At 72.6% G+C, this 22,914-nt stretch carries 19 protein-coding genes and 1 pseudogene; 10 read left to right on the forward strand and 10 right to left on the reverse strand.

Going from position 1 to position 22,914, the window contains the following annotated elements; genetic code table 11:
* The first annotated feature begins 23 nt into the window (after window positions 1-23).
* The 4 genes from AAFF41_RS39855 to AAFF41_RS39870 all read left to right on the forward strand — a co-directional run bounded on the left by AAFF41_RS39855 (window position 24) and on the right by AAFF41_RS39870 (window position 2,376).
* Window positions 24-818, forward strand: coding sequence for an anti-sigma factor family protein (locus AAFF41_RS39855; protein ID WP_343325529.1), 795 nt, complete (start codon window positions 24-26; stop codon window positions 816-818).
* A gap of 459 nt (window positions 819-1,277) precedes the next feature.
* Window positions 1,278-1,712, forward strand: coding sequence for an ATP-binding protein (locus tag AAFF41_RS39860; protein WP_343325530.1), 435 nt, complete (start codon window positions 1,278-1,280; stop codon window positions 1,710-1,712).
* A complete protein-coding gene (locus tag AAFF41_RS39865) occupies window positions 1,709-1,909 on the forward strand; it encodes a hypothetical protein (RefSeq protein WP_319749271.1) in 201 nt (66 codons plus the stop codon). The genes AAFF41_RS39860 and AAFF41_RS39865 overlap by 4 nt, the downstream gene beginning before the upstream one ends.
* Window positions 1,910-1,911: 2 nt before the next feature.
* The gene (locus AAFF41_RS39870; protein ID WP_319749270.1) at window positions 1,912-2,376 is read left to right on the forward strand and encodes a hypothetical protein; all 465 of its coding nucleotides are present in this window, start codon (window positions 1,912-1,914) and stop codon (window positions 2,374-2,376) included.
* Between the two features lie 76 nt (window positions 2,377-2,452).
* Here the strand turns inward: AAFF41_RS39870 and AAFF41_RS39875 are convergent, their stop codons facing one another.
* The gene (locus tag AAFF41_RS39875; RefSeq protein WP_343325531.1) at window positions 2,453-5,311 is read right to left on the reverse strand and encodes a CHAT domain-containing protein; all 2,859 of its coding nucleotides are present in this window, start codon (window positions 5,309-5,311) and stop codon (window positions 2,453-2,455) included.
* Window positions 5,311-5,622, reverse strand: coding sequence for a hypothetical protein (locus AAFF41_RS39880; RefSeq protein ID WP_343325532.1), 312 nt, complete (start codon window positions 5,620-5,622; stop codon window positions 5,311-5,313). The genes AAFF41_RS39875 and AAFF41_RS39880 overlap by 1 nt, the downstream gene beginning before the upstream one ends.
* A 154-nt stretch (window positions 5,623-5,776) precedes the next feature.
* Here AAFF41_RS39880 and AAFF41_RS39885 point away from each other — a divergent pair, with 154 nt between their 5' ends.
* The 4 genes from AAFF41_RS39885 (at window position 5,777) to AAFF41_RS39900 (ending at window position 10,288) form a co-directional block, all read left to right on the forward strand.
* Complete coding sequence (locus AAFF41_RS39885; RefSeq protein ID WP_343325533.1) at window positions 5,777-6,187, forward strand: hypothetical protein; 411 nt, start codon at window positions 5,777-5,779, stop codon at window positions 6,185-6,187.
* Window positions 6,184-7,092 (forward strand): hypothetical protein, encoded by a 909-nt coding sequence (locus AAFF41_RS39890; RefSeq protein WP_343325534.1) that lies wholly within the window; start codon window positions 6,184-6,186, stop codon window positions 7,090-7,092. Before AAFF41_RS39885 ends, AAFF41_RS39890 begins: the two co-directional genes overlap by 4 nt.
* Window positions 7,093-7,338: 246 nt before the next feature.
* On the forward strand, window positions 7,339-9,390 hold the full coding sequence (locus AAFF41_RS39895) for a phosphocholine-specific phospholipase C (protein WP_343325535.1): 2,052 nt from the start codon (window positions 7,339-7,341) through the stop codon (window positions 9,388-9,390).
* A 52-nt stretch (window positions 9,391-9,442) separates the two neighbouring features.
* Window positions 9,443-10,288, forward strand: a complete 846-nt coding sequence (locus AAFF41_RS39900) for an LURP-one-related family protein (protein WP_319749264.1) — start codon at window positions 9,443-9,445, stop codon at window positions 10,286-10,288.
* A 122-nt stretch (window positions 10,289-10,410) separates the two neighbouring features.
* Here the strand turns inward: AAFF41_RS39900 and AAFF41_RS39905 are convergent, their stop codons facing one another.
* Complete coding sequence (locus AAFF41_RS39905; RefSeq protein WP_319749263.1) at window positions 10,411-11,370, reverse strand: DMT family transporter; 960 nt, start codon at window positions 11,368-11,370, stop codon at window positions 10,411-10,413.
* Window positions 11,367-12,263: a phosphatase PAP2 family protein gene (locus AAFF41_RS39910; RefSeq protein WP_343325536.1), complete on the reverse strand. Its 897-nt coding sequence runs from the start codon at window positions 12,261-12,263 to the stop codon at window positions 11,367-11,369. Before AAFF41_RS39910 ends, AAFF41_RS39905 begins: the two co-directional genes overlap by 4 nt.
* A 259-nt stretch (window positions 12,264-12,522) precedes the next feature.
* On the opposite strand from AAFF41_RS39910, the gene AAFF41_RS39915 reads away from it, so the two are divergent.
* Window positions 12,523-13,137: a TetR/AcrR family transcriptional regulator gene (locus AAFF41_RS39915; protein ID WP_319749261.1), complete on the forward strand. Its 615-nt coding sequence runs from the start codon at window positions 12,523-12,525 to the stop codon at window positions 13,135-13,137.
* 154 nt (window positions 13,138-13,291) lie between these two features.
* Here the strand turns inward: AAFF41_RS39915 and AAFF41_RS39920 are convergent, their stop codons facing one another.
* The 3 genes from AAFF41_RS39920 to AAFF41_RS39930 form a co-directional block, all read right to left on the reverse strand.
* A complete protein-coding gene (locus tag AAFF41_RS39920; RefSeq protein WP_319749260.1) occupies window positions 13,292-14,296 on the reverse strand; it encodes a DUF2510 domain-containing protein in 1,005 nt (334 codons plus the stop codon).
* A 172-nt stretch (window positions 14,297-14,468) separates the two neighbouring features.
* Window positions 14,469-15,623, reverse strand: a complete 1,155-nt coding sequence (locus AAFF41_RS39925; protein WP_343325537.1) for an anhydro-N-acetylmuramic acid kinase — start codon at window positions 15,621-15,623, stop codon at window positions 14,469-14,471.
* 4 nt (window positions 15,624-15,627) lie between these two features.
* Complete coding sequence (locus AAFF41_RS39930) at window positions 15,628-16,920, reverse strand: MFS transporter (protein ID WP_343325538.1); 1,293 nt, start codon at window positions 16,918-16,920, stop codon at window positions 15,628-15,630.
* A 222-nt stretch (window positions 16,921-17,142) separates the two neighbouring features.
* On the opposite strand from AAFF41_RS39930, the gene AAFF41_RS39935 reads away from it, so the two are divergent.
* Window positions 17,143-19,824, forward strand: coding sequence for an ATP-binding protein (locus AAFF41_RS39935; RefSeq protein WP_343325539.1), 2,682 nt, complete (start codon window positions 17,143-17,145; stop codon window positions 19,822-19,824).
* Between the two features lie 48 nt (window positions 19,825-19,872).
* Here the strand turns inward: AAFF41_RS39935 and pcaDC are convergent.
* The 3 genes and pseudogenes from pcaDC to pcaG all read right to left on the reverse strand — a co-directional run bounded on the left by pcaDC (window position 19,873) and on the right by pcaG (window position 22,914).
* Window positions 19,873-21,008 (reverse strand): annotated as a pseudogene (gene pcaDC, locus AAFF41_RS39940) (bifunctional 3-oxoadipate enol-lactonase/4-carboxymuconolactone decarboxylase PcaDC).
* Window positions 21,005-22,354, reverse strand: coding sequence for a 3-carboxy-cis,cis-muconate cycloisomerase (gene pcaB / locus AAFF41_RS39945; protein WP_343325540.1), 1,350 nt, complete (start codon window positions 22,352-22,354; stop codon window positions 21,005-21,007). Before pcaB ends, pcaDC begins: the two are co-directional and overlap by 4 nt.
* A complete protein-coding gene (gene pcaG / locus AAFF41_RS39950) occupies window positions 22,351-22,914 on the reverse strand; it encodes a protocatechuate 3,4-dioxygenase subunit alpha (RefSeq protein WP_319749254.1) in 564 nt (187 codons plus the stop codon). Before pcaG ends, pcaB begins: the two co-directional genes overlap by 4 nt.

Below are 22,914 nucleotides of genomic sequence, written 5' to 3' on the forward strand. Positions count from 1 at the left end.
GTGGCATGCAGGAGGTGGCGACCATGAGCATGAGCGCGGAGCACGACGCTCTCCGGCAGGCGCTGGGGGGATACGTCCTGGGCACGCTGCCCCCGGCGGAAATGGAACAAGCGCGCGCCCACCTCGCGGAATGCGCCGAGTGTCAGGCGGAACACGCCCAGCTCGCGGGACTGCCCGCGCTGCTGGCGACGGTGACCGCGGCCGAAGCTGCGGGCCGGACCGCGCCGGTGGCCGACGAAGACCTGGCCGACCGGCTGGTGGCGCGGGCGGCCGAGAGCGCTCAAGGCTCCGCGCCAGTACGGCCCGCCGTGTCCGCGGTGTCGCAGACGCCGGAGGCGGGTGTGCTGGAGAGGCTGCTCCAGCAGGCCGCGGCCCGGCGTCGCAGGACCTGGCGTCTGCAACTGGCCGGTGCCGCCGCCTCCCTGACGTTCATCGCGGCAGCGGCCGGCGGCACATGGCTGGCGACCACCGGATCGGTGGGCAGTCTGGCGACGCGGCCCGGGCCGACCGCGCCGACCGCCTGGCGCACCTTCTCCGGAAGCGATCCCGCCACCGGCGTCACCGCCTCGGTCAGGGTCTCGCCCTCTGCCTGGGGCAGTGTCCTGCAGGTCTCCGCCAAGGGGGCGCCTGCCGGAATCACCTGCCGCCTGCAGGCGGTCGGGCCCGGCGGGGTCAGGGCGGACGGCGCTACCTGGCGGGCGGGCGAGTACCCTCCCGGCACCACGATCCCAGGGGCGGTTGCCATGTCTCCGGGAGCCATCGAGCACTTTGAGATCGTCGCAGGCAACGGTCAGAAGCTGGTCACGATGCAGGCGTGAGGGGCAGGGAGCCCGCCCGACGATGCGTGGGGCGGGCTCCCGGCGTATCCGGCCGACTCCTCACGGTGCGCCTGGAGGAAAGGCGTGCCGGCTGCGTGTGCGGGTGGGCACGGCTGTGCGGGGGCCTGTGGCGTTCACCTCGACCCCCGCCGGGAGGAGGCCGAAGGCGGCGCCCCGGTCCCCCTCGGGACGCGCCCGACGGCCGAGGTGCTGCCCGTGCCCTGCTCGTCGGGTTCGGCATCGAGCTCCTGCGGAGGCGAGTGAACTCGGCCCGGCCAACGGCATCGACCTGACCCGCAAGAAATCGAGCAAAAGGCGTGAACAACCCGAACCGTTCGGCATGTGTCGCCCGTGGAACTGAATGAGCGCTCCCCTGCAGGATCCGGCCCACCGATCGCCCCCCCGAAGTCCTTGGCGGTCCTCCACTTTCCGGTCTCCGCACATCCACGGAAGAGCCAGATGACCATGTTTGTCACCGATTCCCCCCGTCCGAGCTCGCCGCTCACCCGGCACTGCAATCACCAGGCGCTGCTCACCCTGCCGGCGCAGGAGGCGCACGTCTCCGCCGTTCGTCACTTCGCGGCCGATCTGCTGGAGACCTGGAGTGTTCCCGCGAGCGAACGGGACTCCGCCGTTCTCATCGTCGACGAACTCGCCGCCAACGCCGCCCAGTACGGACGCGAGCGCATGACCCTGCTGCTCGTCCTCGACCACGGCACCTTGCACATAGTGGTCAGTGACTCCGGAATGGTCGTGGAGCACCTTCGCCCCGACATCGCCTCGGACGAACACGGCCGCGGCACCGGCATCGTCCAGCACCTCGCACAGTCCACCGAGGTCCACCAGACGGGCAACGGCCGCGAAGTCCGCGCCTGTCTGAGGTGCTCGGCATGACCGATCCCGGATCACCCGATGCCTCTACCGACGGGGCCTTCGCGACCCACAAGCCGTGCCCCATCGACCGCTGTCCGGGCCCGGCGCAGGTACTCGTGCCCTCCCCGGCGAACCTGTCGGTCCTCGACCACGGCGACCCCGACCATGACACGGTGCTCTGCAAACGCTGCGGCCTCGGTGTAGCGGCGGAGGTGTGAGCATGAGGGTCATCCCGAATACGGCCGAGGCCATCGACGCGCCGCCCGCGCACGTGGCGTACGCGAACGCCCCCGACCTGCGCCGCGAGATGCATCAGGTGCTCGCCCTCGGAGCCGAACGCGACGGCCGCCGAGTCCGGACCGTCACCGGCCCGCCGGTCGACGCGACGGCCGCCGAACGCGCCTGGCTGCTGCGCAGGGCTGCTCTCATGGACCGGATGGCCCTGGACGGCCCCGGCCCCGGCCCGGACGGCGCCGCCGCACAGACCGCCGAACAGCTCGTGCTGTACGACCGCCGCCATCCCGGCCTGGTGGCCGGCCCGCACCACCCCGATGCGATCACGCTCGACCCCGGCCGCCGCCCCTACGTGCGTCAGGAGTACGCCGCATGGACGGCCGCCGGGCGCCCCGGCACGTACCAGGAGGAGCGGCGCGTGCCCGACCTCCAGTACCGGGCGGGCGTGTGAGTACGACATCGCTCCGGGAGCCCGGCCACACCTTCGGCCACGGAGAATCCTCCCGCGTGCTTCAGGCCCGCTACGCCTACGGCCCCACATGGATGTACGGCGCCCACAGGCTCGGGTTCAGGCGGTAGCCCTCGTCGGCGTCGCGGAGGGCGCGTACCGCGGTGTGCAGGGCGTGTGCCGTCCGGCCGGGGAAGGGGTGTCGGGGCGCGAAGGCCGAGTAGAAGTGGTCGGCCAGTTCTCGGGAAGTGTCGTCGTCGACGGCCCAGAGGGTGCCGACGACGTGGGTGAAGCCGGCCATGTGGAAGGCGCCGGTGATGTGCAGCGCCTCGTCGGCGTACTCGCCGCGGCCCCGGGTGGTCTCGCACGCCGAGAGGTACGCCAGCTCCGCGGCCGGGAGCCGGAGCCGGGCGATGTCGGTGAGGGTGAGCGGGGCCGTGTCGTGGTCGTGCAGCAGGACCTGGCCGGTCGCGGCCACGCCGTCGGCGGCGACGGCGTGGCAGGCGAAGTGCACCCAGGGGTGGTGGGGGAGCGCGTCGAGCACGGTCCGGCGTACCGCCTGCTCGTCCAGGAGCAGACGGGCGCCCGGTCGCGCGGCCAGCAGGGCGGCCTCCGCCCGCGCGCCCTCCAGCGGCACGAGCCCCGCGCCCGGCGGCGCCGGCACGGCGACCACCAGCGGGGCCGTGGGGACGGTCGGCCGCCGGTCCGGTCGTGCGGTCTGGCGGCGCCGGGCGTGAACGAGGCTGTTGACGGTCGGGGCGTACGAGCTGACGGCACGGTCGAGCAGGTTGTCCCGGTCGTTCTCGTGGAGCCCGGCCGCGTGCAGGGGCAGGGCGGTCAGGGGGCCGGTGGGGATCCACCACATCCGTCCCGGGGACTCCGCGCCGGGCCGGCCGGCGGCGCGGAAACCGAGCGCGTCCAGGACCGGTTCGGCCACCGCCGTCCACAGCCAGGCGAGCGTCCCCCGGATGTCGGACTGGGCGTCGCGCTGGTGGGACAACGGCCGGCCGGCGTCGCCCGCCGTACGGACGGCGACGAGGAAGGCGTCGGCCCGTCGGACCACCTCCGCGTGGCTGAGCCCCGTCAGCGGCACGCACCGCACGCGTCCCTCGCGCAGGACGAGCGCGTCGCAGCGCAGCGGGCTGATGTTGACCATCACCACCGGGCCCTCGTCACCGAGTCCGGCGAGCATCTCGGCGGTGCGGGGGAGCCGCAGGAAGTCCCCGAAGCCCGGCTCGCGTCGGATCGCCGCCACGAGCCGGTCCCACCGTTCGGCCAGGGCGTGCCGGTCCTCGCCCGCGAGCGGGGTGCCGGGGCCCGAGTGGCCGGCGCCGGTCCCGGCCGGTCCGGACGCGATGAAGGCGGCGGCTTCGGGGCGGTCCAGCTGGGGGATCAACCGGGCGTATTCGGCGCCGAGTTCGTCCGGTAGACGGCTCAGCAGGTCCGTGGTGTCCGTGCGGGCGTCGAGGGTTTGGGCGAGCAGCACGCCACGGCCCTGCTCCAGGAGCCGCAGCGCGAGTTCGGGGTCGGCCAGCTCCAGCGCGCAGGCCGCCGCGTCCTGCGCGAGACCCGCGAACTTGCCCAACCGGCGTGCGCGGTCCATACGTCCGATGCGGTACGACGCCGTACGAGGCAGCAGTTCGACCGCGAGCCGGAACGGCTCCATGGCCGCCGCGTGGTCGTCGGGCGAGCGGCTCTCGCCGCCGCCTACGAGGCTCAGCGCCCACAGGTGCGCGCAGCCCACCCGGACGCTGACGTCCATGGTCGGGTCGGACGCGGCCTTCCGGTACAGGTCGATCGCCGCCGCGAGGGCGTGCGGATCGCCCTCGGTCACCGCCCGCGTGCCCAGGGCGGAACCGTGGTTCAGCAGGGCGAGCCCGCGCAGCGCGTGCCCTTCGGGAGTGGTGGCGTACGCCTCGGCGGTCGCCCGGACCCATGCGCGCACGGCCCGCCGTTCGCGGCGCGTCGAACGCCGTCCGCCGCCACCGTCGAGAACCCCGGGTGCGGGCGCGGCGACATGTGCCACGCCGATCAGTTCCAGACGCCGTACGCTCGCCAGCACCGCGTGGCGCTGCACCAGGTTGGGATGCCCCGCCGGGGTCGCGGCGACCGCCCGGCGGGCGGCCCGGGCGGCCTCGCGCAGGTCGGCCGGGTCCGCCCGGACCTGATGGCGCTCGGCCAGGATCGAGGCGAGGCTCGACAGGAACCGCGGATACAGCCGATGGCGCCGTGGGACTGCGGTGAGGACCTCCCGCGCCAGCACAGCCGCCTCGTCGAGCGCCTCCGGGGCGCCGTCGGGGGACTGGTGGTGATGCAGACGCAGCGCCTCGGCGAGGTTGGAGCGGGCCCAGGTCTGCTCCTCCGTGCCCGGCTCGGCGCAGGCCACGGCCGCCCGGAAGGTTCCGACGGCCTCCGCGAGCGCGGCGGAGTCGCCGTGCAGGTGGTGGAGGCTCAGCAGCGCGTCGCCCAGGCTGTCCAGACGGTTGGAGCGTCGCGCGCCCCCGGGCGGCGTCGAGTCGAGGGCTGTGCGGATCGCGTCGACGGAGGCGGTCAGATCCCGGGCGTCGTGCGTACGCAGCCACCGCAGCCGCAGCGCACCGGAGAGGTTCGTCCAATAGGAGGGCGTGACGACGGTGACCTCCGTCCCGTACGGGGCCAGGGCCTCGCGGAACAGGGTGATGGCCCCGTCCAGGTCGGCCGGTTCGCCGAACCGTTCGTAGCGGGACCACAGGACCGTGCCGACCCCGTTCATGGCGGCGCCGCGGAGATCGATGTTCTGCGTCCTGTCGAGCACGGCGTCGAAGAGGACCAGGGCCCGTTCCAGGTCAGGGAGCCGGCCGGCGCGCTCGTACCGGGTGTGCGACTCCTCGGCGGCGCCGAGCACCGCGAGCAACTGCTCGTACCCGGGTGTGCCGAACAGGCCGTACGGGGCGGACATCAGGAACCGTGCTGCCCAGGAGTTCCCGGAGCGTCACGCTCGTCGCGCTTCTCGCGGATGCGTCGGGCCATCAGCGCGCCCATGGGCCCGTTCCGGTCGAACCACGCGGCGGCCTCGTCGTCGCGCCCCAGCGAGAGCAGGGTCAGGGCGAGATTGGCGGTGGCGTCCTGACTGCCCTGTTCCGCCGCCTCCGTGAGTACTTCGACGGCCTCCTCGAGGCGCCCGTCGAGCCGCAGCTTGACGCCGTACCGGTTCAGCGCCTGCGGAGTGCCCGTCTCGGCCGCCCGGCGCAGCTCGGCCTCCGACGGCATCGCCCGGAACGTGAACCGCGATCCGTCCGATCCGTCCTGCTCCGCTCTCCGTGCCCGCGTGCGTCGACGCCAGAACATCGGCATCACCCCCCGTGACCGTCGGTGATCGCCCAGTATCCTCTCAACTCGATTGTCATGTAAGGAGGTTGCAAGGATGGCGGATATCCGCACCGGCGACGGCGACGGCGACGGGGACGGCGGGTCGAGGGCGGTGCGGTCGGACATCTGCGCCCGGCTGGACGAGATCAGCGGCGTGGTACCGGCCGAGCGCCGGCCGGAGTTGGAGGAGATCCTCGAGGCGCTGCGGGGGAGCGGCGACCCGGCCGGCCCGCAGGCCGCGCTCCACCGACTCCTGCGCCGCTGCGGGGTGGCGGCCGGGTTGCGCGCGTTCACCCGGGGCGCGGGCATCGGCGGGCTCCCGGCGGCCGTGGAAGGGCACCCGGTGGTGGAGGCGTACGTCTGCCCGGGGGACCGCTGCGACCGCCGGACCCCGGCCCGGAACCAACCGGTGCCGGAGACCTGCCGTCTGTACGGCGAGCCGATGCGCCGCCGCAGGCTGTCATGAACGCCGTGCTCGCGGAGTTGGGCAAGAACCTGGCCGCGCGCTGGCTCACCCACCTCGTCCCCTCGGGGCTGCTGTTCCTCGCGGTCGCCGGGGCGGGGCGGCTGCTGGGCCAGGCGCACTGGTACGACGTCGGCCGGGTCACCCGCGCCCTCGACGAGCTGGCCGGGCATCCGGCGAGCCGGTCGACCGGCGGTGTGGTGCTGGCGGCCTCCGCGACGGTGATCGCCTCGGCCGGACTCGGCCTCCTCGCCCAGGCGCTCGGCGGGGCGGTGGAGCGGCTCTGGACGGGGGACTGGCCCCCACCGGTACGGCCGCTCGGCGGGCGGATGACGGAGCGTCGGCGAGTGGGGTGGCGGGCGGCCGAGGACGCCTACGCGCGGGTGGACGCGCGAGCCGTGGAGCAGGGGCCGCCCCTCGACCCCGGCACGGTCCGCGAACTCGCCCGACTCGCCGCGGTACGCAACCGGATCTCCCTGGTCGAGCCCGCCCACCCCTGCTGGACCGGCGATCGCGTCCGCGCCCTCGACCTGCGCGTCCACCAGGCCTACCGGCTCGACCTCGACTCGGCCTGGTCCCGGCTCTGGCTCGTCCTGTCCGCCGACACCCGCACCGAACTGCGCACCGCGCGGGAGGCCTACGACGCCGCGGTCCGCCTCACCGCGTGGAGCCTGCCGTACCTGCTGGTCGCCGTCTGGTGGTGGCCGTCCGCCGTGATCGCGCTGGGCCTGGCGATGCTCGGAGCGCGCCGGGGCCGGTCGGCGATGGACGCCTTCGCCGAGCTGGTCGAGTCCGCGGTGGACCTCCACGGCCGCGACCTGGCCCTCGCGCTGGGCGTGGACTGCCCGGGCAGGCTGGACCGGGAAACCGGCCTGGAGATCACCGCTCTGCTCCGCAAGGGTGCGTGAATCCGTGACTCGGTGCCGTCGTGGACCGCAGGGGCGCCTGAATCGGTGACCCGGGCCGCGCTGCTCCGCAAGGGCGCCTGAGACCGCGCATCGGCGCGGACGGCACGCGCGCTGGTGTTCGCATCGCAGACCCCTGTGCGTCACACCAGCGTCACGGGGTCTTCCCCGACGTTCGTTCCTCTTGGAACACTCCCCCCGCGCAGGTCCCATCCACAGCACCACGTCAGGACAAGAGGTCACCCAGTCATGCCTCAAGCGAACCGACGCCGCTTCCTCCAACTCGCCGGTGGCACCGCGGCGTTCACCGCGCTGTCGAACAGCATCGAGCGCGCCGCCGCCCTGCCCGCGCACCACGGGTCCGGCACGATCGACGACGTCGAGCACATCGTCGTGCTGATGCAGGAGAACCGGTCCTTCGACCACTACTTCGGCTCGCTCAGAGGCGTCCGCGGTTTCGGGGACCCCCGCCCGTCCACGCTGCCCAGCGGCAAGTCGGTCTGGCACCAGTCGGACGGCACCAAGGAGGTGCTGCCCTTCCGGCCCGCCGCCGACAACCTGGGCCTGCAGTTCATCCAGGACCTCCCGCACGGCTGGAGCGACGGCCACACCGCGTTCAACGCGGGCAAGTACGACAAGTGGGTGCCCGCCAAGTCGTCGACGACGATGGCGTACCTGACGCGCGAGGACATACCGTTCCACTACGCGCTCGCCGACGCGTTCACGATCTGCGACGCGTACCACTGCTCGTTCATCGGTTCCACCGACCCGAACCGCTACTACATGTGGACGGGTTACACGGGCAACGACGGCAAGGGCGGCGGCCCGGTCCTCGGCAACGACGAGGCGGGCTACGACTGGACGACGTACCCGGAGCGGCTGGAGGCCGCCGGGGTCTCCTGGAAGATCTACCAGGACGTCGGTGACGGCCTCGACGCGAACGGCTCCTGGGGCTGGATCCCGGACGCCTACCGGGGCAACTACGGCGACAACTCGCTGCTGTACTTCAACCAGTACCGCAACGCCAAGCCCGGCGACCCGCTCTACGACAAGGCCCGCACCGGCACCGACGCCCGCAAGGGCGAGGGCTTCTTCGACCAGCTGAAGGCCGACGTCAAGGGCAAGAAGCTGCCCAAGATCTCGTGGGTCGTCGCGCCCGAGGCCTTCACCGAGCACCCCAACTGGCCCGCGAACTACGGTGCTTGGTACATCGCCCAGGTCCTGGACGCACTGACCTCCAACCCCGAGGTGTGGGCGAAGACGGCCCTGTTCATCACCTACGACGAGAACGACGGCTTCTTCGACCACCTCGTGCCGCCGTTCCCGCCCCAGTCGGACGCGCAGGGCAAGTCCACGGTCGACGTCGGCCCGGACCTCTACAAGGGTGACGCCGGCCGTGCCGCCGGACCGTACGGACTCGGCCAGCGGGTGCCGATGCTCGTCGTCTCACCCTGGAGCAAGGGCGGTTTCGTCTGCTCCGAGACCCTCGACCACACCTCGATCATCCGGTTCATGGAGCGTCGCTTCGGCGTGCACGAGCCCAACATCTCGCCCTGGCGGCGTGCGATCAGCGGTGACCTCACCGCCGCCTTCGACTTCTCGCGCAAGGACACCAAGCCGGTCGCGCTGCCGGACACCGACGGCTACCAGCCGCCGGACCACGACCGGCACCCCGACTATGTGCCGACCCCGCCCGCGAACCCCGTGCTGCCCCGGCAGGAGCGCGGCTCGCGCCCGGCCCGCCCGCTCAAGTACGCGCCCCTCGTGGACGGTTCGGCGGACGCGGCGGCCGGGAAGTTCACGCTCACCTTCGGTTCGGGTGCCAAGGCCGGTGCCGCCTTCTTCATCACCTCGGGCAACCGCACCGACGGCCCCTGGACGTACACGACCGAGGCCGGCAAGACCGTCTCGGACACCTGGAACTCGGCGTACTCCGGCGGCTCGTACGACCTGACGGTGCACGGTCCCAACGGCTTCCTGCGCGTCTTCAAGGGCCCCGGCAGGACCGCGGGACCCGAGGTCACCGCGCGCCACGTCGGCGCGAACGTGGAGCTGACCTTCACCAACAAGGGGTCCGGCACGGTCGAGCTCAAGCTCACCAACGGCTACGGAGGGCGGCCGAGTTCGTTCAAGGTGCGGGCGGGCGCGACCGTGCGGCACACGGTGGACCTGCGGGCGAGCCGACGCTGGTACGACCTGACCGTCGTGTCCACGGCGGACGCGGGGTTCCTGCGGCGGTTCGCCGGACATGTCGAGAACGGTCACGCGGGTGTGAGCGACCCGGCGATCGTCACCTTCTGATGGATATCTCGGCTCTGGTCAATTTCCGGCCAACTCACGGTAGTGTGCCCCGGTGACCACGCATTCGAACACTCCTGCAGGTTGGTACCCGGATCCGCACGGGGCGCCCCAGACGTTGCGTTACTGGGACGGCTCGCAGTGGACCGAGCACACCAATGCGGACCAGGCGGCCCCGGCGGGGCAGACGGTTCCGCAGCAGGCCCAGCAGCCGTACGGACAGCCGGCGGCCGGTGCCGACCCTCGCGTGCAGCAGCAGGTGCAGCGGCAGGCGGGTGTCGCGGGTGGTGGTGCCGGCGGTGGCACCCTGTTCACCGAGCCGGTCCTGGTGGTGAACCAGAAGGCCAAGCTGATCGAGCTGACCAACGAGTACAAGGTCATGGACCAGCAGGGCAACCAGCTCGGCGCGGTCGTCGAGGTCGGTCAGAGCGGTCTGAAGAAGGCGCTCCGCTTCGTCTCCAGCCTCGACCAGTACATGACGCACAAGTTGGAGATCCGCGACGCCTACGGGCAGCCGGTGCTGCGGCTCACGCGTCCCGCGAAGTTCATCAAGTCGCGGGTGGTCGTGGAGCGTCCGGACGGACAGCCCGTCGGCGAGATCGTGCAGCAGAACATGATCGGGAAGATCAACTTCGCGATCAACGTCAACGGCCAGCAGGTCGGCGCGATCAAGGCGGAGAACTGGCGCGCCTGGAACTTCGCCATCGTCGACCACACGGACAACGAGGTCGCCCGGATCACCAAGACCTGGGAAGGCCTCGCCAAGACGATGTTCACCACGGCGGACAACTACGTCCTCCAGATCCACTACCAGCTTCCCGAGCCTCTGCTGAGCCTCGTCGTCGCGACGGCGCTCACCGTCGACACGGCGCTCAAGCAGGACGCCCGCGGGCTGGGCTGAACCGGCGCGCAACAAGAAGGGTGGCCGCGGAACTCTCCGCGGCCACCCTTCTTGTTGTGCGTGCTGCTGGAAATCTTTGTTGTGCGTGCTCCTGGAGCCTTCCAAGAGCCCTGCGGGAGCCCCTAGAGGGGCGTCAGCTGACCCGAGCCGGGCTGCTTCGGCAGCAACGAGGGTTCGTACGCCGCCGATCCGGGCTCCAGTGCCAGCACCGCGGCGACGGGGTGCTCGTCTTCGGCGTCCACCAGAGGTTCGGGCAGCGCCGGCTCCGGTACCGAGCGGGACAGCGTCACCACACCCCACGCCGCCACGCCCGCGCCCATGGCCGCCAGCAGCACCCCGGCCGGGCCGCCCTGCAACTGCTCGCCGAGCAGGAAGAGGCCTATCGCCGCGGCGGCGACCGGGTTGGCGAGCGTCACGACGGCGAGCGGGGCGCCGAGGCCACCCCGGTAGGCGGTCTGCGACAGGAGCAGTCCGCCCGCGGCGAAGGCGGCGACGAGCAGGGCCACCACGATCACCTGGGCGCTGAGCAGCGGGCCGGAGCGGTCCGTCACGGCCACGGTCACCGTCTGCGTGAGAGCGGAGGCGACACCCGAGGCGAACCCGGAGGCGGTCGCGTGCCGCAGCCCCGGTCGAGTGCCGGGCCGCGACAGGATGCCGATCAGGGCGGCCGTCGTGGCGGCCACGCCCAGCGCCTGCGGCACGCTCAGAACGTCGTCGGGCGCGGGCCCGGACGCCGTGACCAGCAGCGCGGACAGTCCGATCAGGGTGAGCGCGGTACCGCGCCACTCGACCGGGCTGACCCGCCGTCCGGCGACCCGTGCGCCGAGCGGCACCGCGGCCACCAGCGTGAGCGCGCCGAGCGGCTGTACCAGCGTGAGCGTGCCGTACTTCAGCGCGGCGACGTGCAGCAGCGCGGCGGAGGCGTTCAGTACGACGGTCCACCACCAGGCCCCGCTGCCCAGCAGCCGCAGCATGCCCGAGTCGGTCGTCCGGGAGGCCAGCCGCTCCTGGGCCACGGCCGCGGCGGCGTACGCCACGGCCGAGAAGAGCGAGAGGACCACGGCGGCGAGTGTGGCGTTCATCGTCTTGCCCCCACGAGCTCCGGTACGGATTCCTTTTCGCCAGCACCGCCGGCCCCGCCGGAATTCCCGGCTGCTCCGTCGGCTTCGTCAGATGCCTCGTCGGCGACAAGGCCGTGCGCCTCGGTCGCCCCGGCCCCGCGCGGCAGACGGATCACGGCCAGCGCGATGCCGAGCAGGGCGGTCGCCACGACCGCGTCGAGCCAGTAGTGGTTCGCCGTACCGACGATCACCAGCAGGGTGAGCAGCGGATGCAGCAGCCACAGCCAGCGCAGGCGGGAGCGGGTCGCGGCGATCAGGCCGATCGCCACCATCAGGGCCCAGCCGAAGTGCAGCGAGGGCATCGCCGCGAACTGGTTCGCCATCTCGTCGGTCGCTGGATGCGCCCCGTAGACGGTGGGTCCGTACACCTGTCCGGTGTCCACCAGGCCCGCGGCGGCCAGCAGCCGGGGCGGGGCGAGCGGGAAGGTGAGGTGCAGCGCCAGGGCGGCGGCGGTGACCGCGGCCAGGACCCGGCGGGACCACACGTAGTGGACCGGCCGCCGCAGGTACATCCAGACCAGGAAGGCCACGGTGGCCGGGAAGTGCACGGTCGCGTAGTAGGTGTTCGCGAGGTGCACCACGATGTCGCTGTGCAGCAGCGCGCCCTGTACGGAGCCTTCGCCCGGCAGGTGGAGCGTCCGCTCCCAGTCCCACACGCGGTTCGCGTTGCGGAAGGCCTCGGCGGTGTGGCCGTCGGCCAGCTGCCTGCCGACCTTGTAGACGACGAAGAGCCCTACGACGAGCAGGAGCTCACGCCCGAGAGGCGGCCGTGCCGCGGTGCTCCGCGGCGACGGCCGCCGTATCGCCGCGGCCGGCTCTGGTTCTGCTTCCGCAGGCTCGGTTCGGGATTCCATCCCCCGGCCCCTTTGCTGACGGTGTTGCTTGGGGTGGTGCGCGGTGAGCCCAGGACAGAATCCACTCGATCACTCGAGATTCACTCGACAGCGAAGTGGGTCCTGTCCAAGGCTCATCGATACGGAAGTGTACCGATACGAAGGTGTACCGATACGCCACTGTACCGATACGGGCACGTACCGGTACAGTGGCGTATCGATATAGACTGTGTGAAGCAGAACACCGGGCGAGCCACCCACACGAGCGAGGAGATGAGCCATGACGTCGCAGGCCGCGGACGGACCGGAGACGGTCGTCGCCTCGCGCCGCTCCAAGATCACGCCCGAGCGTGAGCAGGAGTTCTACGACGCCGTGCTCGAGCAGATCCGCGAGTGCGGCTATGACTCGCTCACCATGGAGGGCGTGGCCGCGAGCACCCGGTGCAGCAAGTCCACGCTCTATCGCCAGTGGAAGACGAAGCCGCAGTTCGTGGCCGCCGCCCTGCGCGCCAACAGCTGTCCGCGCTTCTCCGGCATCGACACCGGCACGCTCGCCGGGGACCTGCGCGCGATGGCGCAGGCCGCGGGGAACTGGTCGGGCCGCGACAGCCAGCTGCACCAGGCGCTGGGCCACGCCGTGTTCCAGGACAAGGAACTGCAGGAGGCGTTGCGCGACGCGCTCGTCGAGCCCGAGGTCGGCGCGGTCAAGGAGATCCTCGCCCGCGGGGTCGCCCGGGGCGAGGTCGCCGCGGACCACCCGGCGCTGGAGTTCATCCCGGCGCAGCTCTTCGGTGTGGTGCGGGTTCGTCCCGTGCTGGAAGGGCGGAACGCCGATGCGGCGTATCTCACACAATTCGTCGAGGCCGTCGTGATTCCGGCCCTCGGCCTGACCTGAGACTCAGGTCGCCGTCCGCGGGATGACCGGACGTCGGCCTGCACGCGCCGCACCGTGGGGACGGGGGCGGCGCGCACCCCGGCCGGGTGGGGTTCCTCTTGAGCGGAGGGGCACCCCACCCGGCCGATCCATGTCCGGGGGACGGAGCTACGGGCTAGACGTTCTGCCCGTTGCCGCTCACTCCCGACGCCACCTTGATGCCCTTGGTGATCGTGTCGATCACGGACTCCTTGGGCGCCTGGGAGCTGACGTCGATGCCGAAGCGGACGACGATCAGTGACTTGGAGCCGACGGGGGACGGGAAGACGAGCGACTCGACGTAACCGTCGTCACCCTTGCTGGTGACGACCTTCCAGCGGACGAGGTAGCCCTTCTCGCCGGCCACGGTGACCGCCTTGGAGGCGAGCTCCGTGTGCGAGGTGATCGTGCCGTAGCCCTTGCCGTACGACTCGGTGGCGTTCTTGGAGATGTCCTCCTTGGCCGCCGCCTCCGCCGTGGTGGACTTCAGGCCCTGCGTCGCGGCGGTTGCCGAGTAGGCACCGCCCCGCTGGCACTCCTGCGAGGTGTCGCCGGGGCACTTGTAGGTGTCCTTGGTCGACAGCACGGCACCCTTCGTGGTGCTCCCGCCGGTCCAGTCGTCGGGCACGGGGATGCTGATGCCGCTGATCAGATCGGTGGCGTAGCCGTCCTCGAGCTGCGGCTGCCCGGACTGGCCCGGTGCCGGGGTCTGGCCCCCGGAGCCGCCCGAGCCCCCGGAGCCGCCGCCCGGTCCGCCCTCGAGGCCCCCGTTGCCGCCGCCCTGGCCGCCGAACCCGCCCTGGCCGCCGTTCTGTCCGCCGGGGCCCTGGGAACCGGCACTGTTCCCGCCGTTGCCGTCGCTCTTGGTCAGGGCGTACACCCCGCCTCCGATGCCCGCGAGGACCGCGATGGCGGCGGCGACGGCTATGCCGGTACGCAGTCCGCGCCGCGGGGCGCCCGGAGCGAGCGCCGGATACGGTCCGGCCGCCGGCGGGTGCGTCGGGGGACCCCATGCGGCGGCGGACCCGACGGGGCGGGTCTGGTCCGTCCATGTCTTGCCGTCCCACCAGCGTTCGGTGGCGGGACTGTCACTTGTCTGCCCCGGGTCGGGATACCAACCGGGAGGAGTCACCTGCGTCATGGACCCACCGTATGAGCCGTGGGTGAAAGGCGGATGAGAGGGATCCGGAAGATTCGTTTCAAGAACGCCTCGGAAGCGCCGCCGGGTGCCTCGTCACGGCCGCCGGGTGTCACACCACCGCCGGCGGGTGTCATGCCAGAACCAGCGGGTGTCATGCCAGAACCAGCGGGTGTCATGCCAGGACCAGTCGCACCGGCGCCGCTCCCGCCCTCGGCGGCAACCGCAGCCCGCCGCGCCCCGGCGTGATCGAGCCGAGCACACTCGGATGCCGGGCCCCGGTGCTCACCGGATCGGTGCCCGAGAGCCCGTGCAGGGTCAGGAAGCCCAGCACGGCGAAGGCGTACGCCTCCTTGGCTGCCGCCGGCAGGCCCAGGGCGTCGGACGTGCGCACGGGCACTCCCGGCAACTCCGCGTCCAGCATCGCCATCAGCGCCGGATTGCGGGTGCCGCCGCCGGACGCGATGACCTCCGTGGCACCCACCGAGCGCACCGCGTCGGCGACCGTACGGGCGGTGAGCCGGGTGAGGGTCGCGATGACGTCCTCGGCGGTGAGCGTGCCGAAACCGGTCAGCGCGTCGCGCAGATGGCCGAGGTGGAAGAGCTCCTTGCCGGTGGTCTTCGGCGCGGGCAGCGCGTAGTACGGCTCCGTGAGCAGCCGGTCCAGCAACGGTTCGTGCACGGTGCCGCGGGCGGCGAGGGCGCCGTCCATGTCGTAGTTCAGCCGTCCCCCGGTCAACCCCCGCACGGCCACGTCGACGAGGGCGCACCCGGGCCCGGAGTCGAAGGCGGTGCCGTCCGGCGCGGTGAGGTTGGCGATGCCGCCGAGGTTCAGCGCCACCGGAGTCCCCGCCCTGCCGCGCAGCCACAGCAGGTCGACCAGGCTCACCAGGGGCGCTCCCTGACCGCCGGCGGCGATGTCCCGGGGGCGGAAGTCGGCGACCACCGGCAGTCCGGTCGCCTCGGCGATCCAGGCCGGCTGACCGAGCTGGAGCGTCCCATGCGCCCGCCCGTCCTCGACCCAGTGGTAGACGGTCTGCCCGTGCGAGGCGACCAACTCGGATGCACCGCCGCACAGTTCACGGTCGGCCCGGACCGCCGCCGCGGCGAACGCCTGCCCGATCAGGGTGTCCAGGCGGCACACCTCGGCCAGCGTGGTCGCCGCCGGGGGCAGCGCCGCCGCGAGCGCCTCGCGCAGTGCGCCGTCGTACGCCTCACCGACCATCCCGAGCGGCCGCAGAGTGAGGTCCTCACCTTCGAGGGTCAGTTCGGCCGCCGCCGCGTCGATCGCGTCGTACGACGTCCCGGACATCAGGCCGATCACCCGCACGTGCTCAACTCCCTCGGTTGTCGGGGAGCGTGGCCAGGGCGAGCGCACTGACGGCGCACGTCGCCGCCGCGTAGTACGCGGGGATGTCCACGCTTCCGGTCCGCTTCATCGTCTCGGTGATGATGAGGCCCGCGCAGCCCGAGAACACGGCATTGGACAGGGCGTAGGCGAGTCCCAGGCCGGTGTGGCGGACGTTCGTGGGGAACATCTCGGAGAGCATGGCGGGCCCCGGCCCGGCCATCAACCCGACGACGGCACCCGCCCCGCACAGGGCGAGACCCTTCACGGCGTGCGAAGTCTCCGTGTCCTGAAGGAGGTTGAGCAGCGGGACGGACAGGACCACGACCAGGCCGGCGCCGGTGAGCAGCACGGGTCGCCGCCCGATCCGGTCGCTGAGCAGACCCGCCGGGACGATCGTGGCCGCGAAGCCCAGGTTGGCGAGGACCGTGGCGAGCAGCGCCTGCCGGAAGCCGGTGTGGAGGGTGTTCTGGAGGTACGAGGGGAGCACGACCAGGAAGGTGTATCCGGCCGCCGACCAGCCCATCACGCGCCCCGCTCCGAGGACGACGGCCCGCGCGACCTCGCGCCCGGGCGGACGCTCCCGGCTTCCCCCGTGCCGGAAGGCCGGCGTCTCCTCCAGCCGTAGCCGCAGCCCCAGCGCGACCAGCCCCAGCGGAAGCGTCAGCAGGAACGGCACCCGCCAGCCCCAGTCGCTCAACTGCCCCTCGGTCAGCACCGTCGCCAGCAGCGCCGCCACACCCGCACCACCGAGCAGCCCCAGAGCCACCGTGAACGACTGCCACGACCCGTACAGCCCCCGCCTGCGCGGCGGCGCGAACTCCGTCATGACCGAGACCGCGCCCCCGAACTCCCCGCCCGCGGACAGCCCTTGGACCACCCGGAGGAAGGTCAGCAGCCATGGCGCGAGGGCACCGACCGTGGCGTGGGTCGGCAGCACGCCGATGAGCGTCGTGGCGCCCGTCATCAGTGCGATCATCAGGATCAGTACCGGGCGGCGCCCGATCCGGTCGCCGAGCCGTCCGAACAGCGCCGCGCCCACCGGCCGGAAGAAGAACGACAGCGCGAAGGACGCGTACGTCCTCACCAGCCCCTCGGTCTCGCTGCCGCCCACCGGGGTGAAGAACCGGGCCGCGATGACGGTCGCGAAGTAGCCGTAGACCCCGAACTCGTACCACTCGACGAAGTTGCCGACCGAGCCCGCCAGCAGGGCCCCGCGGCGTGGGCGCGGGGGACGGGCGGTGTGCGGGACGGAGTCGTGCACGCGGGCGCCGCTCATGGGTCCCTCCTCCTCGCTGTTCCTTGGAAAATTAGCGCCATTTTCAGGTCTTTTGACTGTCGACAACTTTCACCACGGCTGGTCGGCGCGCCGTCGCGTCGCCTGCGGACACCTCCCGTCACCCGTCCCGGCAACTGGTGCGCCGACGGGCCGCCACATCGGCTTCCGGACGGCTAGGCTCGACATCTGTACGTCGTACGGGCGACCTGGGGAGGTAGCGGCATGACGGAGGCACGGCCGGGACCGGCCGCCTCGTCACCCCTGTGGGAGCGCGAGGCGGAGATCGCCGACGTGGTGGAGGCCGTCAAGGCCCTTCGCGCGGACGCCTCGTCCTCCGGCAGTCTGCTGGTGTTCAGCGGCGAGGCGGGCATCGGCAAGACCGCGCTGCTCGCCGAGGCGCGCCGGATCGCGGAGGCCCACGGCTGCACGGTGTGGTCGGCCCGCGGCGGCGAGACCGTCACCTCCGTTCCCTTCAACGTCATACGGCAACTCCTCCAGCCCGCCATCGTCTCGCTGATGCCCGAAGAGGCCCGCGAATACCTGGGCGACTGGTACGACATCGCCGGACCCGCGCTCGGCATCGCCGAACCGGGCGACCGCCAGGCCGATCCGCAGGGCGTGTGCGACGGACTGGTCGCGGCGGCGCGGCGGCTGGCCAAGCGCGAGTGGCCCCTCGTCCTGATCCTCGACGACGCGCACTGGGCCGACCAGGAGACCCTGCAGTGGCTGGTCGCGTTCGCCGAGCGCCTCGACGACCTGCCCGTCCTCGTCGTGGTCGCCCGCAGGCCCGGTGACGTCAGCGGTGAGCGGGCCCGCCAGCTGGAGGCCGTCGCCGCCGCGGCCCGACCGGTCCGCACGCTCAGCGCGCTGACTCCCGACGCCACCGCCGGACTGACCCGCGCCACGCTCGGGGAGCACGCGGACGCCCCGTTCTGCCGCGAGGTGTGGGCGGTCACCGGCGGCAACCCGTACGAGACCGTCGAACTGCTCGCCAAGGTGCAGGACAGCGAGCTGGAACCGGTCGAGGCCTCGGCCGCCGAACTGCGCGCCCTGAACCGCTCGGCACGCGGTCGCGGACTCGTCGCCCGCCTCGAAGGACTCGGCATCGACGCCACCCGCTTCGCCTGGGCGGCCGCGATCCTCGGCACCGGGATCTCCCTCGACCTCGCCGCCCAGCTCGCCGGGATGCAGCGCGACGAGGCCGTGCGCTGCGCCGAACTGCTCGGCGCGGCCCGCATCCTCACCCCGACCGAACCCGCGAGCCGTGAACTGACCGGCGGTGAGCTGGAGTTCGTACACCCTCTCATCGCCAGCGCCGTCTACCGCTCGATCCCCGACGCGCTGCGCACCGCGATGCACGGTCAGGCCGCCTGGGCGGTCACCGAATCGGGCCGCGGAGCCGCTGCCGCCTCCCGCCACCTCCTCGAAGTGCACCCGGACGACGACCCCGAACTCGTCGAGCAGATGCGCGAGGCCGCCCGCGAACACCTCGCGGTCGGCGCGCCCGAAGCGGCCAGGCGCTGCCTGGAGCGCGCCCTGGCGGAACCCCCGCTTCCGGAGGTTCATGCGCGCGTGCTCTACGAACTGGGCTGCGCCACCCTCCTGACCGCTCCCGCCACCACGATCAGCCATCTGCGCACCGCGCTCGACCAGTCCGGCCTCGAGGGCGATCTGCGGGTGGACGCCGTCTTCCGCCTCTCCCAGGCCCTGGTCCACAACGACCAGCTGGACGAAGCCGTCCGCACGGTCGACGCGGAGGCCGCCCGGCTCGACGCGGGCCCCGCCCGGATGCGGCTTCAGGCCGTCCACTACATGTGGGAGGGCATCCACGCGGGTGAGGACCACCTTCCGGGACGCTCCCGAAGCCTCGCCGAACTCGTCAAGACCTGCACCGGACGCGACAACTCCGAGCGAGCCCTGCTGATACTGCGCGGCTTCGACGCGATGACCCGCGGCGAGAGCGCGGAGGAGGTCGTGGAACTCTGCGACCGCGCCCTCGTCAACGGCCGCCTCGCGCCCGGACTCGGCTGGACCGACACCGAGTGGGGCATCGAACTCCTCATGATGCTGGGCAGTTCGTACGCCTACGCGGACCGGCTCGACCGGGCCGAGAGCCTCTTCTCCGAGGCGCTGCGCTCCTACACGAGCGCCGGATGGAGCGGCGGCCACCTCGCCCTGGCGCACGCCTTCCTCGGTCTCGCCCACCGCAGGCGGGGCCGGCTCAGGGACGCCGAGACCACCCTGCGCGAGTCGCTGCGCATCGCCGAGCGGGTCGGGCGCGGGCTGCCCCTGTACTGGTCCGCCACCTGCGGCCTCGTCGACACACTGCTCGCCCGCGGCGACGTCCGGGAGGCCTGGGCGATCGCCGAGCAGTACGGCTTCGCACCGCCGTACCCGTCCACCATCGTGCTGCCCGACACCCGTTCCGTACGCGGACGGCTGCTGCTCGCCGTCGGCCGCGTCAAGGACGGCATCAACGAACTCGAGGCCGCCGAGAAGGCCGCCGCGGCGCGCGGCCACCACAACACGGTGATGGCGCCCTGGGCGCTCGACCTCGCCCGCGCGCTCGCCTCGGACGACCCGGCCCGCGCCGCCGCACTGGCCACTGACGCCCGCCGCCAGGCCGAGCGCTTCGGCACGGACACCGCGATCGGTGAGGCACTGCGCTGCGCGGCGGCCCTCGAATCAGGTCAGCGTGCGGTACGCCTGGCCGCCCAGGCCGTCACCTACCTGGAGGCCTCGCCCTGCCAGTACGAACACGCGGCGGCCCGCGTCGAGTACGGCATCGCGGCGCGCTCGGTCTCGGAGCTCGGCAAGGGTCTGACGCTGGCGCGCTCGTGCGGGGCGGACGGGCTGGTGGCGAGGGCGGAGGAGGTCCTGGCGACAGGGAGAGGGCTGAGGTAGCCGCCAGGCCGTGCGCGAGGACGAGGTGTCCGGAGCGGACGGGCAAGGTCACCCTGTGGCGCCGTCGTCGCCCTCTTCCTCGGCGAGCACCCGCTGAGCCGTAGCGAACGCCGAGTTCGCCGCCGGGACACCGCAGTACACGGCCGTCTGCAGCAGTACGGCGCCGATCTCCTCCGGGGTCAGCCCGTTGCGGCGCGCCGCCCGGACGTGCATGGCCAGCTCGTCGTAGTGGCCGTGTGCGACCAGCGCGGTCAGGGTGATCATGCTGCGTTCGCGGCGCGAGAGGGTCGGGTCGGTCCAGATCTCGCCCCAGGCGTAGCGCGAGATGAAGTCCTGGAAGCGGGCGGTGAAGGGGGTCTGCCGGGCCTGTGCCCGGTCCACATGGGCGTCGCCCAGCACCTCACGCCGCACCTCCATGCCCCGCTCGGCGCCTCCGTCGAAGTGGGCCCGCAGCGCCGTCAGGACCGCCGCCGGACACTGCGCGGGCGCCAGGTGCGAGGCTCCCGGGAGCTCGACGAGCGTGGCGCTCGCCACCGCGTCGGCGATCTCCCGCAGGTGGGCGGGCGGCGTCGCCGGGTCCTGGCGGCCCGCGATCAGCAGGGTGGGCACGGAGATCTCGGGGAGCCGGTCGCGCAGGTCGAAGGCGGCCAGCGCGTCACAGCAGGCGGCGTACGCCTCCGGGTCCGCGTTCCGGTGGTCCTCGATCAACCGCGGCACGGTGAAACCGGGGGTGAACCAACGCGAGTTCGCGTTCTCGGCGAGCGCGGCCAGCCCCTCCCGGCGTACCAGCTCCGCACGCTCCTCCCACGGCTTGGAGCCGTTGAAGTGCGCCGAGGAGCAGATGACGGCGAGGGACGTCACACGCTCCGGGTGGTGGACGGCGAGGTGCAGACCGACCGCGCCGCCGAGCGAGACACCCGCGTAGGCGAAGCGTGCGATGCCGAGCGAGTCGGCGAGGCCGAGGACCAGGGCGGCGAGGTCGCCGACGCTGGCTCCCGGTCCGATCAGGTCCGGCGCCGACCCTCCGTGTCCCGGCAGATCCCAGCGAACCACCCGGTGGGTGGCGGACAGCTCGGGCGCGACCTTGTCCCACAGGGCGTGGGAGGTACCGAGCGAGGGCCCGAGGAGCAAGGGGGAGCGGTCTCGGGGCCCTCGGCGCGGTGGTCGAGCAGGGTGCTGGTCACGTTCGCTCCAGAGCACGGTCGGTGAGGGCTCCCGCGGAGCCCGTGTAGCGGGTGGGGTCGGTGAGTTCCACGAGGTCGAGCTCCTTGAGCTCCGGCTCCTCGTCGAGTACGTCCACGAGGGGCCGTCTCTCGGCGACGGCCCGCTCGGCGGCCCGGGTCAGCAGCGCCTTGGCGCGGGCCCGCCCGAGCACCGGAGCGAGTTCGACGGCCAGGCGCTCGGAGACGATCAACCCATGGGTGAGGGCGAGGTGATCGCGCATGGCGTCCGCGTTCACCCGGAGCCTCTCGACCAGCTCGGCGGCGTTCCGGGCGATGCCCGCGACCAGCCTCAGCAGCTCGCGCAACGGCTCCCACTCGGCGTGCCAGGCACCGGCCGGCCGCTCGTCCTCGGCCACCATCGACCCGTAGAGCGTGGCGGCGAGCCCCGGCGCTCGGCGCGCGGAGGCGGCGATCATGGTGGCCGCCACCGGGTTGGCCTTGTGCGGCATCGCGGACGACCCGCCACCGCTCCCCTCCGCGACCTCGGCGATCTCCGTGCGGGAGAGGGTGAGCACATCGGCTGCCATCTTCGCGAGGGCCCCGGCCGTGAAGGCCAGGCCGCCGGCCAGGTCGCCGATCGGTGTCCGCAGGGTGTGCCAGGGCAACGCCGGTTCCTCGAGCCCGAGTTCACCGGCGTACGCCGCCACGAGCGCGCCCGGATCCTCGGCGCCGAAGGCCGCGAAGGCGGCCAACGTGCCGGCGGCACCGCCCAGTTGGGCCGGGAGCCGGAGCACCGAGAGCCGGTCCCGCGCGTCCAGCACGAGCGACCGCCACCCCGCCGCCTTCAGCCCGAAGGTCGTCGGTACGGCGTGCTGCGTGAGGGTCCGCCCCGGCATCACCGTGTCCCGGTGCGCGGCGGCGAGTCGGGTCAGGGCCCGCGCCGTCCGCTCAAGATCCGCCAGGACCAGGTCCAGCGTGCGACGGGCGACCAGCATCAGCGCCGTGTCCAGGATGTCCTGGCTGGTCGCGCCCCGGTGGACGTAGGGCCCGTACTCCTTGCCGACCGCCGCTGTCAGATCCGCGACCAGCGGAATCACCGGATTGCCGCCGCCTCGCGCGCGCAGCGCGATCGACCTGACGTCGAGGTCCGCCGCCGCCACGGCGGACACCGCAGACGCCGCCGCGTCCGGCGCGAGCCCGAGTCCCGCCTGAGCGCGGGTCAGGGCCGCCTCCGCGTCGAGGAGCGCCGCCAGAAGCGCGCCGTCCGAGGTCGCGGACGCTGCCGGGGAGCCCGCCCACCCGGGGGCGAGCAGCCCGGCATCGGACTCGGCATCGGACTCGGAACGGACCGGGTCGGCAGCTGTCACTGGAACTCCAGGAAGACCGTTTCGCCTTCGCCCTGAAGGCGGATGTCGAAACGGTACGTCCGGTTCGCGCCCTCGGCCGCGATCAGCGTGGCGCGCCGGTCGGCAGGGAGCGAGTCGAGCAGCGGGTCGGCGCCGTCGGCGAGGTACGCGCGGGTGAAGAGGTGGTGCACCAGACCGCGCGCGAACACACACACGCTGATGTACGGAAGCCCGGCGTTGCCCGGCGGCAGGGTGTGCAGCGCGTACCGACCGTCGGCGTCCGTGGCGACCCGGCCGAAGCCCGTGAAGTCGAGGCCGTTGCGGCCGAGGAAGCCGCCCGTCGACGGGTCGCGGCGCAGGGAACCGGGGGCACCCTCGAGGGAGCCGTCGGGCGCCGCCTGCCAGAAGTCCAGGAGGGCGTCCGGGATCACCTCGCCGGCGCCGTCGAACACGTACCCGTGCAGGGTGATCGCCTCGGGGTGGCCCTGCGACGCGACCTGACCGCCGTCGGGAAAGGGCAGCGCGTGCCCGTAGAAGGGGCCGATGGTCTGGGACGGGGTGGGGAGCAACCGCTCGGTCAT

Origin of the sequence: Streptomyces mirabilis (assembly GCF_039503195.1) — a bacterium.
In the GTDB taxonomy this organism is placed as follows: domain Bacteria; phylum Actinomycetota; class Actinomycetes; order Streptomycetales; family Streptomycetaceae; genus Streptomyces; species Streptomyces mirabilis_D.

Bases quoted from the DNA above. Each gene is read 5' to 3' on its own strand.
- pcaG (WP_319749254.1), bottom strand. From the start codon at position 22,914: ATGACCGAGCGGTTGCTCCCCACCCCGTCCCAGACCATCGGCCCCTTC.
- AAFF41_RS39875 (WP_343325531.1), bottom strand. From the start codon at position 5,311: ATGTCCGCCCCGTACGGCCTGTTCGGCACACCCGGGTACGAGCAGTTG.
- AAFF41_RS39920 (WP_319749260.1), bottom strand. From the start codon at position 14,296: ATGACGCAGGTGACTCCTCCCGGTTGGTATCCCGACCCGGGGCAGACA.
- AAFF41_RS39935 (WP_343325539.1), top strand. From the start codon at position 17,143: ATGACGGAGGCACGGCCGGGACCGGCCGCCTCGTCACCCCTGTGGGAG.
- AAFF41_RS39915 (WP_319749261.1), top strand. From the start codon at position 12,523: ATGACGTCGCAGGCCGCGGACGGACCGGAGACGGTCGTCGCCTCGCGC.
- AAFF41_RS39865 (WP_319749271.1), top strand. From the start codon at position 1,709: ATGACCGATCCCGGATCACCCGATGCCTCTACCGACGGGGCCTTCGCG.
- AAFF41_RS39870 (WP_319749270.1), top strand. From the start codon at position 1,912: ATGAGGGTCATCCCGAATACGGCCGAGGCCATCGACGCGCCGCCCGCG.
- AAFF41_RS39895 (WP_343325535.1), top strand. From the start codon at position 7,339: ATGCCTCAAGCGAACCGACGCCGCTTCCTCCAACTCGCCGGTGGCACC.
- AAFF41_RS39855 (WP_343325529.1), top strand. From the start codon at position 24: ATGAGCATGAGCGCGGAGCACGACGCTCTCCGGCAGGCGCTGGGGGGA.
- AAFF41_RS39885 (WP_343325533.1), top strand. From the start codon at position 5,777: ATGGCGGATATCCGCACCGGCGACGGCGACGGCGACGGGGACGGCGGG.
- AAFF41_RS39930 (WP_343325538.1), bottom strand. From the start codon at position 16,920: ATGAGCGGCGCCCGCGTGCACGACTCCGTCCCGCACACCGCCCGTCCC.
- AAFF41_RS39860 (WP_343325530.1), top strand. From the start codon at position 1,278: ATGACCATGTTTGTCACCGATTCCCCCCGTCCGAGCTCGCCGCTCACC.
- AAFF41_RS39890 (WP_343325534.1), top strand. From the start codon at position 6,184: ATGAACGCCGTGCTCGCGGAGTTGGGCAAGAACCTGGCCGCGCGCTGG.
- AAFF41_RS39910 (WP_343325536.1), bottom strand. From the start codon at position 12,263: ATGGAATCCCGAACCGAGCCTGCGGAAGCAGAACCAGAGCCGGCCGCG.
- AAFF41_RS39880 (WP_343325532.1), bottom strand. From the start codon at position 5,622: ATGCCGTCGGAGGCCGAGCTGCGCCGGGCGGCCGAGACGGGCACTCCG.
- AAFF41_RS39905 (WP_319749263.1), bottom strand. From the start codon at position 11,370: ATGAACGCCACACTCGCCGCCGTGGTCCTCTCGCTCTTCTCGGCCGTG.